This window comes from Methanosarcina sp. WWM596 (assembly GCF_000969965.1).
GTDB lineage: Archaea > Halobacteriota > Methanosarcinia > Methanosarcinales > Methanosarcinaceae > Methanosarcina.
Window position 1 is genome coordinate 2,186,165 of record NZ_CP009503.1, and the last position, 12,957, is coordinate 2,199,121.

Annotated in this window: 10 protein-coding genes; 3 read left to right on the forward strand and 7 right to left on the reverse strand. The window is 42.6% G+C overall.

The genetic code is table 11. The features are described from left to right. Nucleotides 1-54 precede the first annotated feature (54 nt). The gene (locus tag MSWHS_RS09585; protein WP_048130318.1) at nt 55-1,704 is read left to right on the forward strand and encodes an indolepyruvate ferredoxin oxidoreductase subunit alpha; all 1,650 of its coding nucleotides are present in this window, start codon (nt 55-57) and stop codon (nt 1,702-1,704) included. 643 nt (nt 1,705-2,347) lie between these two features. Here the strand turns inward: MSWHS_RS09585 and MSWHS_RS09590 are convergent. From MSWHS_RS09590 to MSWHS_RS09615, 6 genes are all read right to left on the reverse strand, one after another. Beyond that, complete coding sequence (locus MSWHS_RS09590; protein WP_048127646.1) at nt 2,348-3,568, reverse strand: homocitrate synthase family protein; 1,221 nt, start codon at nt 3,566-3,568, stop codon at nt 2,348-2,350. Between the two features lie 421 nt (nt 3,569-3,989). After that, a complete protein-coding gene (locus MSWHS_RS09595) occupies nt 3,990-4,817 on the reverse strand; it encodes an NAD(+)/NADH kinase (protein ID WP_048127644.1) in 828 nt (275 codons plus the stop codon). A gap of 1 nt (nt 4,818) precedes the next feature. Continuing rightward, entirely contained in the window at nt 4,819-5,622 is an 804-nt protein-coding gene (locus tag MSWHS_RS09600; protein ID WP_048127642.1) for a bifunctional fructose-bisphosphatase/inositol-phosphate phosphatase, read from the reverse strand. A 153-nt stretch (nt 5,623-5,775) separates the two neighbouring features. Next, on the reverse strand, nt 5,776-6,783 hold the full coding sequence (locus MSWHS_RS09605; RefSeq protein WP_048158970.1) for a type II glyceraldehyde-3-phosphate dehydrogenase: 1,008 nt from the start codon (nt 6,781-6,783) through the stop codon (nt 5,776-5,778). A 645-nt stretch (nt 6,784-7,428) separates the two neighbouring features. Beyond that, a complete protein-coding gene (locus MSWHS_RS09610; protein ID WP_048127638.1) occupies nt 7,429-7,617 on the reverse strand; it encodes a CooT family nickel-binding protein in 189 nt (62 codons plus the stop codon). 468 nt (nt 7,618-8,085) lie between these two features. Further along, nucleotides 8,086-8,967: a DUF89 domain-containing protein gene (locus MSWHS_RS09615; RefSeq protein WP_048127635.1), complete on the reverse strand. Its 882-nt coding sequence runs from the start codon at nt 8,965-8,967 to the stop codon at nt 8,086-8,088. A 382-nt stretch (nt 8,968-9,349) separates the two neighbouring features. Here MSWHS_RS09615 and MSWHS_RS09620 point away from each other — a divergent pair, with 382 nt between their 5' ends. Both MSWHS_RS09620 and MSWHS_RS09625 read left to right on the forward strand, forming a co-directional pair. Continuing rightward, nucleotides 9,350-10,867, forward strand: a complete 1,518-nt coding sequence (locus tag MSWHS_RS09620) for an alkaline phosphatase family protein (RefSeq protein ID WP_048127633.1) — start codon at nt 9,350-9,352, stop codon at nt 10,865-10,867. Nucleotides 10,868-11,491: 624 nt separating this feature from the next. Further along, nucleotides 11,492-12,487: a cation diffusion facilitator family transporter gene (locus MSWHS_RS09625; protein WP_231585367.1), complete on the forward strand. Its 996-nt coding sequence runs from the start codon at nt 11,492-11,494 to the stop codon at nt 12,485-12,487. 107 nt (nt 12,488-12,594) lie between these two features. Here the strand turns inward: MSWHS_RS09625 and MSWHS_RS09630 are convergent, their stop codons facing one another. Next, on the reverse strand, nt 12,595-12,873 hold the full coding sequence (locus tag MSWHS_RS09630) for an acylphosphatase (RefSeq protein ID WP_048127631.1): 279 nt from the start codon (nt 12,871-12,873) through the stop codon (nt 12,595-12,597). Nucleotides 12,874-12,957 lie beyond the last annotated feature (84 nt).

A 12,957-nucleotide genomic window follows, 5' to 3' on the forward strand; every position in this document is an offset into this window, starting at 1 on the left:
AAAACGGTGCCGGAATTTATCGAAAATCCTATCATTCCCGGAAGGGGGGTCGACTTGAATGAAAAAGTAGCACCATGTAATGGGTTTGAAGCCCTTTATCTTGCAGCCATCGACAGTGATGTCACACTTATAACAGGGGTACCGGGATATCCTGTTACCTCCCTAATGGAACTTTTTTTGAAAACAGCTAATCCATCAACTTCATCAATTAAAACCGATAACTCATCAACTCCCACACACAGTTCAACTTATAGAGCCAGATGGCTTACAAACGAGAAAGTTGCGCTGGAAATAGCACTTGGAGCGTCGGTTTCAGGCACAAGAGCTCTTGTGCTTGTAAAACACGTTGGGATGAATCTGCTTTCCGACCCCCTTATAACTTCGGTTACGCACACTATAGGTGCAGGTCTGGTAATCATTGCAGGGGACGACCCCGGAGTAAAAGGCTCTCAGAATGAGCAGGATTCCCGCTGGTATGGCAGGATCGCTGAAGTTGCAGTATTTGACCCGGTAGGTCCCGATGCTGCATACAGAACCCTCCGGCGGGCTTACGAACTTTCAGAAGAAACCCATGTCCCGGTCATTATAAGAGTAACCGCAGGCCTGGAGAAAAGTAAAGGAAAAGTCCGGCGCCTCCCTACATCTTCAGCAGTTCACCCCCGGTTTGACCGTTCAATCTGGGGCCTCCGGATGGTGGAAAAACACCAGCATTTTCATTCAAAAGTTTACCCGGTGCTTGAAGCTGAAGCTGAAAACACCGACCTGAACGAAATAAAAGAAGGAACAGAAGAAATCGAAGCGGAAACACAGGTTTCTGAACAAAAAGAAGTAGAACGGATTAAAGGAGTTGAACGATTCGGAATTATATCCTCGGGTTTTGCGTCCTCAATTGTGGAAGATACGCTGAAAAAATCAGGCTGTTACCCTGGAGTTTCCCATCTTGTACTCAACCTTGTAAATCCCCTTCCCCTGCAGAAAATCGGAAATTTCCTTAAAAATAACCGGAGAGTCCTGGTAGCTGAAGAGTCAGAACCTTTCATAGAAGAGCAGATTCTTATCGCAGGCAATGTCTGCGGCAAAAAAACGGGGCACCTCCCATACGGGCAAATAATGCCGGAAGATATCGAGTTTGCCCTTGAGCATATCGAAGATAAAATGATCCCGAGTCCTGTAGATTCTGTTCGTACCGAATCAGGGAAAAAAGACAGGACTGCCATCTGCGAGGACTGTCCTTATCTCCCCCTGTACCATTTTCTCCGCATACCTGACGTTCAAATCGCTGGAGACATGGGATGTTCGGTCCGGAGCGCACCCGAACCCCTTGCTGCAGTTGATGTCAGCTTTGCCCTGGGTTCGGCGATCTCGGTTGCCTGCGGCTTTGAGAAAAAAGGCATAGCTGTAATCGGAGACTTTGCCCTTGCACATTCCGGCATCCTCGGGCTCTTAAATGCTGCAAGCGAAGGTTCTGAAGTGCTTGTACTCGTGCTCCAGAACGAAGTTGCAGCCATGACAGGTGGGCAGAAAGTCCCTGACCTGCGAAAAGTGGTAAAAGCAATAGTACCTGATGTGTCTTTTTTTGATTTAGATCGAGAAGAAGGAAAAAAACCGACTCCCGGTTCAGAACTTTCTGACCTGATCCTGGAAAAACTCGCCCTTCCGGGAATTTCAGTAATTTATATAAAAGGCCAGTGCAGAAAATACTAAGACATTGGGCTCTATTATTTTAACTTACTTTAATTTTTGAGGTGCCTGAATCGGTAAGATATTCAGACACAGATTTTTCGGCTCTTTATCATTCTCTATGGATAAGACGATTTTCACTTCAAGACCGCGTTGGTTTTTATGAGAATAGCCACACAAAACAACGAAGAGCCGATTTTTCTACCGATATACTTTGTAGATTTTTTACATATTTCTTTGTAAGAGCGTGTCTTAAAATGAAATTTGATTCTACAATGGTGACAGTAATTATCATTTGAACTGAAAAACAGTGTCATTAAACTGTTATACATCGAGCGAATAAGCCTGATATAATAAATTTACAGTCTGAATTTACCAGTAATGACCACTATCCAAATGTAGAAATGGTTTGAATTTTAAGAAGCTTCTAAGACCTTGCTCCTGCGTCGAGCAGGTTGTACGGGTTAAAGAAATCGTAATTTAGTCCCCTGGACAAAGTTCACTGCTAAAACCCATAAATAAGTCCTCTTGAGCGCAGCGAAAAGGACCGCGTACTGTTGCGATTACATCGCAACTCTCAGAAAATCTCCGATTTCCTGCGATCCCAAAGCGCAATTCGGGTGAGGCACAATTCGGGCGTGAAAGACATCTTCATTTTTTATTCACTTTAGATAGAAATCTTCTCTTCACCTTCAAATGTACCTGTTTTCTGTTCCTGCATGACCTGGGTAATGAGCCTTTCAAGCTGCTCCCGTGAGATGCTTTTACGCTTTTCTTCGGTGCATACCTTGACTTTTTCGATCAGGGCACAGAGTTCGTCTCTTTCAAGGCAGAAACCGATGCTGTTGATTATGCCTTTCAAGGCTTTTGTCCCGGTGTGCTTTCCGACAACAAGGTTGCGTTTTCCACCAACCATTTCGGGAAGGAAAAGTTCGTAGGTCCTCGGCTCTTCAAGGATTGCAGCGACGTGGATTCCGGATTCGTGAGTGAAGGCATTCTGTCCGACAACGGCTTTGTTTACCGAGGGTGTAATGCCTGAGTATTCCGAGATCATTCTGGAAAGTGCGGTCAGCTTTGTTGTATCATAGCGGTCGATCCCGTACTGTACCCTGAGAGCTACCATCACTTCTTCAAGGGAGGCGTTTCCTGCCCTTTCTCCGATAGCGTTGACTGTTGTATGGAGCTGCTTCGCCCCGGCTTCAGCAGCTGCAAGAGTGTTAGCTGTAGCCATTCCAAGGTCATCGTGGCAGTGGATACAGATTGAAGTGTTTACGGACTTAAAGATCTCACTCACAAGGTAGTGGGTTGTGATTGGATTCAGGATGCCCACTGTATCTGCAAGGCTTACATACTGCACTTTGTACTCGGTTTCAACTTCCTTGAAAGCCTGCTTGAGACGGTCAACCGGCGTACGGCTTGCATCTTCAGCTGCAAAACGCACCTTTAAACCATGATCAGTTGCATATTCAATGGCTTCCTTAGCACAGCCGAGCATATCCTCAAAACTTCTGTGATACTTATATTTGAGGTGCATGTCGGACATTGCAATGAAAATGCTCACAATATCGACGTCACATTCAAGGGCAGCATCAACATCCCCTTTTACTGCTCTTGAGAGGCAGCAGATCCTTGAATTAAAGCCCTGGTTTGCAATTTCCTTTACGATTTCCTTTTCGTATGCGGAAACTACCGGAAATCCGGCTTCTATAACTTCAATACCCATGGAATCAAGCTCACTGCCTACTGCAAGCTTCTGTTCTTTTGTGAACACAACGCCAGGGGTCTGTTCCCCATCGCGTAGAGTCACGTCACAGATTTCGATATCAAGGGGGCGATATTCGACGAAGTCCATAAGTGTATTTCTGGAGTACTGCTCGCTCTCTGACATGGTTATTGTTTCCCGTGATTTTTATTATTTTGAGGAATTTATGATTATTTTTAATGATATTTGTCTCAACTGCCCTGAAAAGCAATTCAAAGGCATAGATAAGAAAGTAAGAGGCTAAAACACTATTAGAAGTCAAAAAATCTTATATTTAGCTAAGATAAGCATTAGCTTTACCTACACATGTATAAATGTTTTCCTTGGAGGAAAAGAGTTTCCGTGAGCAATATTCCTATTTTTGGTAAAAAATAGGGGTAAAAAATTCGCTTTCAGTTCTTCAACCTGAGAGATGAAAATGCCAGAGAATAAATTTCAGGGAAATATCAGGAGTAAAACAGGATCTTAAGGAAAAAGATTCTAAAAAACATGGGTCCATAAGAAAAATTAAAGTTAATTAGAAATCAAACCTGAATAAGGTTTTTTTTCAGGAAAGTTTCCGCTGTACTCTCTCGTAAAAACATGTATCGGCAATCCTTACGAAACGTGCAGGGTATTTTGATTTTTTCAGTTTGACAACATCATCAGGCCTGATCCTGTAAGACTTCTGCCCGTCAATTGCAATTACAGCCTCTTTTTTATTGTCTGACAATTTAATTGTAACCTCACTGTCCGAAGGGATAACCCAGGGCCTTGAAGATAGCTTGAAAGGAGCAACCGGAACCACCACAATTGCATTTACTCTAGGATTTACTATAGGTCCTCCAGCACTCATTGCATAGGCAGTTGAGCCTGTGGGGGTTGCAAAAACCACACCATCCGCGCGAATTTCATCAAGACGGCAGTCATTGATGTGGACTTCAAACTGGATAATCTTTGCGGGTTTGGCAGACATTACAGCAACCTCGTTGGTGGCTGTTTCAAGCATCTCCCCGTTAAGGAAGACGTCTACACGCATCCTTTCAAGATACGAAAACCCATAGAGGACTTCTTCTATGGTCTCAATCGCATCTTCAGGCTCCACATCTACAAGGAAACCGAGAGTGCCCATATTAATTCCCAATACAGGGAGAGGGTCTTTCATTTTGGCAATGTTCCGCAGGACTGTCCCATCGCCTCCTACACTTATGATAAGTTCGACTCCCTGGTCCCTCATTTTTTCAACAGGAGTTCCCTCAATGCCCAGGACATCAGCTGTGGCAGTGGAAACACAGATCTGCACCTTCGACTGGAAATTCGTGATAATATCCCTTACCATCTGAAGTACTTCAGGTCTATCACAGCGCGATGCAAGCCCTATTTTTTTAATTGCCAAATTATCCCCCTGAGAGTAAGCTTAAAATTTTTTTATGTACGCGCCCATTGGAAGCGACCATCTCCACTCTAGCGGTAACATTATCAGGAAGTCTTAAATTCTTTCCGTATCCGTCCGTAACAAGCCCACCGGCTTCTTCAAGGATAAGCTGACCTGCTGCCACATCTGTTACACGCAGAGATTTCCGGACATCCACAAAGGCATCAAGCCTGCCTGAGGCTACATAACACAGTTCAAGAGCCACGCTTCCGAACAACCTCACACGACGGACATTGCTGTAGATCTTTCGAGTCCTTTCCACGTTCTGCCTGTATCCGTATACACTGACACAGAGACTCTTCAGGTCTGAATTCATAGAGGGTTTAATTTTATTTCCATTAAGATATGCTCCCTTTCCAGCTTCTGCATAATACTCTTCCCTGAAGGCAAGGTTGCTCACATACCCGAACCTTATGTCTGAGAGGTCATGAGAAGCAAAAGCTATTGAAACGCTGTAGAAAGGAATTCCTGCAGAAGCATTATATGTCCCGTCGAGGGGATCAAGCACAACAGAAAACTCAGGAGAATTTCCGATAACAAGTTCACCGAGTTCTTCACTGAGTATCCTCATGGACCTGCCGTCAGCTTTAAACACCTCGACAATGGCATCCTCTGCTGCAAGGTCTATACCGGTAGTCGGCGTCCCGTCAGCTCCCATGCATATGAAGCTGCTTGCCGACTCAGTGCCTACAAGCTCACAGGTTGCATCATGTGCAGCCCTATACGCCTCCCGACACAATTTCAAAAAATTTGAATCTGAAGTCATCAAAGTTCGGATCCTTCTTCTCTCAGTTTTCCAGGTACACTGACCAGTATTTTGGGTGCCGGGAACTGGGATTTTGAAAATAAGGACTCAGGAAATTCGTAAGAAAGTGCATCAGATACCCTGAGTCCTGGAAATCAAGAGCCCTGGACAGGCTTAGAGCCCAAGGGCTTTATTTGTTTTCGCAATTGATTTTGCACCGTCGCTCTCAAGCTCCATCATTGCGCGGATAGCATCCACGTTTTCGGGAACCACAATGGACTCCTGGTGGATAGCCTGGAATAAGTAGAGTTCCCCTTCGTGTATGGTGACGGAGTCAGTCCAGACACAGTTTTCCCACATATCGTTTCTGGGGCGCTTTATGTCCCTGGCAACTTCGATGATTTCGGCCGTGGAAGATATTCCCTGCTCTACGAAACGGATTCTAGACTGGGAACCAAGCACTTTCCTGACGTCTTCGGCAGTGCACTCGTTCTTAAGCTCCATGTTCACGGTGTGAACGTGCATGAGGGTCGTCGGGATTTTCATAGCGACTGAAGTGATATTGATATGGGGAATAACGGTCTTAACATCGGGACCGTGGTGAGAAGGCAGCTTGATCGGGTTCGGCACGATTGCATTGATCGGCCCCTTCTTTATGTCGTTGGGGTCGGTTGCCCTCCGGACAAGGGTTGCCCTGACCTTCTTTACCCCAAGCGCTTTGTCTATGGGATAGATGATCCTGCAGAGCCCTGTGGTATTGCAAGAAACCACCCTTACGAAGTCAAGGCCAAGAGCCCCTTCGTAGTTTGAGACCGCGTTAAAGGAGAAGCCTGTAAGCTCGTGCTCCTCACCGCCCTGCCAGATGGCTTTTACCCCGGCTTTTTCGTACAGGGCTTTATTGGCTTCCCCCACTCCCCCCGGAGTACAGTCCACAACCAGGTCGACTTTTTCCACCATTTCCTCAATGCTTCCGGCAGCAGGCATTCCTGCCTTTTCAAAAGCTCCCAGATTGGCGGCAGGGGCATAGATATCATACCCGAGCTGGTGGGCTACTGCAGCCTCATAGTTAGGTCTTGTCTTGGAAATGCCTATGATTTCCATGTCATCCTGAGCCAGTACGGCGTCTGCAACTCTTTTTCCAATTGTTCCGTAACCGTTTACTGCAATTTTTGCTTTAGCCATTTATTATCCTATCCTGTACTATCATATCATAATATAATCTGAATTAAAGTAAATTAATTTAAATTAGACTGAATTAGTTCAAATTAGACTAAATTACAGAGAATTATGGTCTAATTAACAGTCTGAGTAGCTGAAAACTGTTTTTTTGAATTTGTGATTTTCAGGCAGTGAATTACATTAATCTAAAGTATATGCATAAATTTAAAGTGTTTTATTGATTTATAATGTACGTCTGAAATTAAGAGACGCTAAAAAATACCCGATATTCGATCTAAGATACTGATTTAAGTAATAAATATTTTGAGTGCTTTAATTTACGCCCGATTATTGATTGTTATATCTCAATTTACATGAGATCCGTATTTGAGATTACATTGAGAAATAACACTGCGATAGATAATAGATTAGAATAAATAAATGCTTTTCCCGGGTAGCTATTACAAATTAAAGAAACCGTGAGACATATTCAGTACTTTCGGAGCTTCCAGATGGTTTTTCAAAAGGTTAGGAATTCACTGTTTTTTCAGTAAATTAGCAAAGCTTCTTATCAAACCTATCTGTACCACTAAAACAGGTTTATTAACTCCTGCTAACGAAAAAATGTTAATAAGCAGGTAAAAATCAGGAAGAAGTAAAGTAAAAAAATCATTTTGATATAATAAGGGCTTCCCCGCGTGAGAAATTGATTTCCTTGATTGAGCCTTCAACCGTCATTTTGTCTCCGAGGATTCCGGTAAGCTGGATTGAGGTTCCTTCAACCAGAATCTTTGCTACAGACTCCATAACCTTCTCACGGTTTTCTCCACGAAGCATAATTATACTGATTTCACACATATTGTATCTCTCCTTACATTGTTCTTCTTATACTGTTCTTCTTATACTGTTCTTCTTATACTGTTCTTCTTATACTGTTCTTCTTATACTGTTCTTCTTATACTGTTCTTCTTATACTGTTCTTCTTATACTGTTCTTCTTATACTGTTCTTCTTATACTGTTCTTCTTATACTGTTCTTCTTATACTGTTCTTCTTATACTGTTCTTCTTATACTGTTCTTCTTATACTGTTCTTCTTATACTGTTCTTCTTATACTGTTCTGATGAATATCAATAAATATCTAGATGCCTATTTTTTAAACTGTCAGATATTATAAAATACCACACTGACCTTAAAGTATTTTTCATTAACTATATTTAAGTTGTAACCCTGCTCAATAAAAAGTTGTCGAAAAAGATCCGACAACCAAAAAATATTGGAAAAGATTCCACGAATATCAGGACAAAAGATCCAGCAGGTGTGATTGTCAGGGGAAGTTCATCAGTTTCGCAACTGATAGGCCCTTTTCAAGCCCGAGTTCTTCAGCTACACACTCGCATTTTGTAAGGAGCATATAGGCAATAGGCCCAAAGTTGTGTTCGGAGAGAGTCTCGTAGTTTGCCATGCCTTTGCTGATGATAAGGGTTGCGTCTTTCATTGCGTCGAGAAATTCGGCAGGGGCTTCTTCGACCAGGATACCTATGGCGTTTGAACCCGTGGTCAGTACCCTGTCAACCTTTTTGTCGATTTCGAACTCTTTTACTTCTTCCATTGTAACATCTGTAAGAATGGGGCCTCCGCGGACCACGAGTGTGATATTTCCACCGAGTTTTTTAATCACATCGAAAACAATCATATCAAAAAGGATCTCTCCGCAGTTGTCGGCAATATAAATAACATCCTTAAGGAGCCCCAGCATTTTCGGGGTATCATCAACGTCAAGCCCATGTTCGAAAAGTTTTAGAAAAGCAGCTTCAAATTTATCTTCGCTAGCATCAAAGCCCATAATCCCAAAATCAAAATAATTGGCGATAACCGACGCAAGCACTGCTCGCCTGAAGAGTTCCCCGTCGTCGGGAGAGTTTTCGTAAATTTTTTCTTTTGCTACGGGCAGGACTTTTAGTGCAGCCTGGCTAATGAGCTTTTTTGTGACTGCATATGGATCATTATCTTCGAGGATTTCATAGCACTTTCGGTGAATTTTAGTGGCTACAGATGCTGATATAGCCTCAGGATCATAGTATTTATTCATAACGCCAAGGCATTCATGAAGCGTCTTGCAGATCAGATCTTCATCATCCGTTGAAAGCTTGGATTCAAAATGCACTCTTGAAAGCATGCAGTAGGTACAGCGTGGGCTCATCTTCATGGGAACTCTCCCTATTTTTTGGATTAAGGGATAGGCGTTTTCGGAATATTAATGGTATTTGCGGCAAGTATTAATGGTATTTGCGGCAAGTATTAATGGTATTTGCGGCAAGTATTATACCTTTACTCATACCTTTACCCCTTCTGGTATAATAAACCTTTAAAAAATAAACCTTTAAAAAATAAACCTTTAAAAAGGTAACCTGTAAACCTGAATATAAAAGAAATAATTTAAATCTGAAGACTTCACTACAGCTCCAATGTATTCCCTCTAAGTTTTATAAAACTGATGAAGTAAAACGGATAAAGCAGCGAACTTTGCCAGCAGGATTTTTTTCGAAAAGGTAAATTCTTTATATTGGGTGTGTGTAAAATAATTTACAATGATGTTCAGGACCCCAAACTTCAAGTTATTTTCAGTTCTGGTTTTATTTACAACACTACTGATTTTTTCTGCAGCTTTTCCAGCTCCTGCATCTGCCCTTACCGAAGTCGAGGTAAACCCTGTCAATACACCTGACGGTGCAGTCATATTGATCGTTGACGGGTTAAGTTCCCCTTTTATCTATCCGGAGCTCACACCACACGCACTTGACGGTACACCCCTTGAAAAAGCCAGGCTTGAAAATATTCCGGAAATAGGCAAAAACAGTGCCCGGATTCTCGAGTTTCGTGCTCCTCAGACATTTACCGAAGGAGGGCACTCAGTCCTTGTTACCGGAAACCCGGGTGCAGACAGTGAGTTTGTTAGCTTTAAAGACGCAAGTATTTTCGATGCTTTGCACAGTGAGGGCTACCTCTGTATTGCTGTAATGGAAAAAGGGGATTTCTGGTCAATCTGCGCCGAACAGGACGTTATCCTGAGGGATGAAAAAAACTCCATAAAGAATATGGAGATAATGCTTAAGCAGTATGAACATTCCCAGGATAATCCGGTGCCTTCTGGACTTTTGCAGCTAATGGAAGAGGAGGCTGACAGGGCTCCGGGATATGTCACTTCAAAGGAAACAAGGGAAAGATATAACGGGTATAACAGGTGGGGCATTGAAACTGCCTGTGCTGTTGTGGAATACATGGCAAAAAACAGGCCAGGGCAAAAGTACCTTCTGACTATCAACGTAGGGGCAATTGATATGAGCGGGCACTACAGGGGCAATTACGGATATATAGACTGCATCGAAAGCCTTGATTCCGAACTTTTGTCTCTCTATACCCTCTGTGAGAAAAACAACCTTGCTTTTGTACTGACTGCAGACCATGGCATGGCTTTTTCGGCAGATGGTTCTAAAGGAGGACACCAGTCCGAAAAATATTCAGGTTCGGATGAAGCGCAGATGGTCCCGCTCATCGTATCTGCACGGGATGTTAAGAGTGGGATTATCAGAGGAGAATTCGGACAGGAAGACTTTGCTCAGACTTTGCTCGGTGTCCTTGATATCCCTGCCAGGCCCAGGTTTGCCAAAGGGGAACAGATCCTGCTTACAGGGCACGTAAATCTTAAAGTAAAACTTCCAGAAAAAGGAACTATAGAACTCAGGAAAGACGGGGAACTTATCGAATCCGCAGGAAACGATGACCAGTTCATATTCTTCGGCCTGGAACCGGATAACTCCTATACGGTCAACGCTGTGCTTGACTCCGGAAAAAGCCTTGAAGAAAAGGAAAAAGAGGTTTTTCCTGAAGCTGACCTGGTGATCGAGTTTGGGATGGAAGGAACCAAAACAAAGGAAAATGAATATTCTCTGACGGAACCAAAAGAAGGGATCCGCTCTGCAGGTGTTTTAGAAGAGGGAAATTCAATTTTTGGCAGAAACTCAAGTTACCTGATAGGATATTTCCTGATAGGAGCAATAAACATTGCAGGGTTTTTTATCATTATGAAGGTTCTGAAAAAATACTGAAGGACCACTGAGAGCTCTTAGAGGTTGCTTAAAATTCAACTCATTTTTACATTTGGATAGTGGGCATTGCTGGCTTTAAATTCAGACTGTAAATTTATTACATCAGGCTTACTCGCTCGATGTATGAAAGCAAATACATTAGACATCATGGTTAAAATTTACACTTTAGACATTTAACAGTTTTATGACACTATTTTTCAGTTAAAATGATAATTACTGTCACCATTGTAGAATCAAATTTAATTTCGAGACACACTATCAAAAAAGTAATGAAGCTATAAAAACGGTAACAATAGCTGAAAATATTATACAATGAATTCGAAAACTTTACTATATAAAAGATATATTTAATATAGTTTATAGAGACATATTTATTATATCTCCATTGAGTGAATATCATAGAACGACATTGAACCTATCTCCATTTAGTGAATATCATAGAAAGAATATCATTGAACCAATCTCCATTGAGTGAATATCATAGAAAGAATATCATTGAACCAATCTGAAACTGCCTGAAACGATTTGGCTTGAAAATGGTGAAAATCCCTGGCTTCCTGAAGAGGACCGCAGAGCAGGAAGAAAGCCCGAAAAATAGATTTCCTTTAACGGAAGTGACCAAAAATGGAACATGAAGAAAGGTTTGAGAAGGCTGTCCAGGTTACTGGTGCCGGGCTTTTCTTGAACCTCGGGCTAACTCTTTTCAAGTTATTTGCAGGAATTCTTGGGAACAGTGCAGCAATGGTTGCAGATGCTGTCCATTCCCTTTCGGATTTTTTGACTGACATTGTGGTGATCTTTGGCTTCAAGGTTGCAAAAAAGCCAGTGGATGAAAGCCATAACTACGGACACGGGAAAATTGAGACTCTCAGTGCAAGCCTTGTTGGGCTCATGCTTTTTGTGGTTGCCGGGCAGATTTTTATTTACGGGCTTCGGAGGACTCTGCTGTTTGTAGAAGGAGAGACCCTTGAGCAGCCTGCCCTTATTGCTCTTTATGCAGCCCTGCTTTCCGTAATCTCAAAAGAACTCATGTACCACTATACAATCCTGCATGCCCGGAAGATCAACAGCATGGCTCTAACCGCGAATGCCTGGCACCATCGTTCTGATGCTTTTTCCTCGTTCTGTACCATGATTGGAATCGGAGCTGCAATCTTCCTGGGAGGAAAATGGGTTATACTCGATCCTTTGATGGCGGTTTTTCTTAGTATTATCATTCTGAATATCGCCCTGAAGATATTCCGCAGCAGCATAAACGAACTCATAGAAGCCTCTCTTGATGAAGAAACCGAAGGTAAAATCAGACAGATTATTCAGAAAACCGAAGGAGTAAAAACTCTCTCAAACCTCAAGACCCGGAAGATAGGAAATAATATTGCTGTGGATGTCCGCATCAAAGTTGACAATGCCCTTGACATCGGAGAGGCAAACCGAATTTCCATCCACGTGGAACATAACCTGAAAAAAGCCTTCGGGTCCTATACCTATGTCCTTGTAAAAGCCGAACCCTATGAACGCGAACCCACAGGAAACCCCGAGGACGGAAAAATTCCGGAACATCCAGTACATTCTGAAAAAAAAGAAGTCTGCCTTCGAAAGCAATCGATAAAAAAGGGGTAAAAACAATAAATTATAAAAATTTGAAAAGATTACTTGACTCAATAATCATTAGCTTCAAAAATCATTAGCTTCAAAAATCATTAGCTTCAAAAAAGATCATTTTAATCTCAAGAAAGCTCATAAACGTTTCCCAGGGCTTTTTCAAAAGTGACATCAACATCTTCTACGTGGGCAAAAGTAGGCCCTTTCCGAAGCTCATTTATCAGAAGTTCGAGAGCTTCCCGTCTGCCTTCAGCGAGAACAAAAACCCTTCCATCCCTGAGGTTTATAGGGTTGCAGTCCACCCCAAAGCGAACTGCAGCGTTTCTCGCAAACCTTCGAAAACCCACGCCTTGAACCCTTCCGGATACAAGGATAGCCGCCCGTACAGTTTCTCCAGAGGTCACAATTGGCTATTTTGAATGAGAACGATATATATCTATGGTTAGTTCGGCTGACTATGTTAGAAGGAAACCTGTATTCAGGCCAAG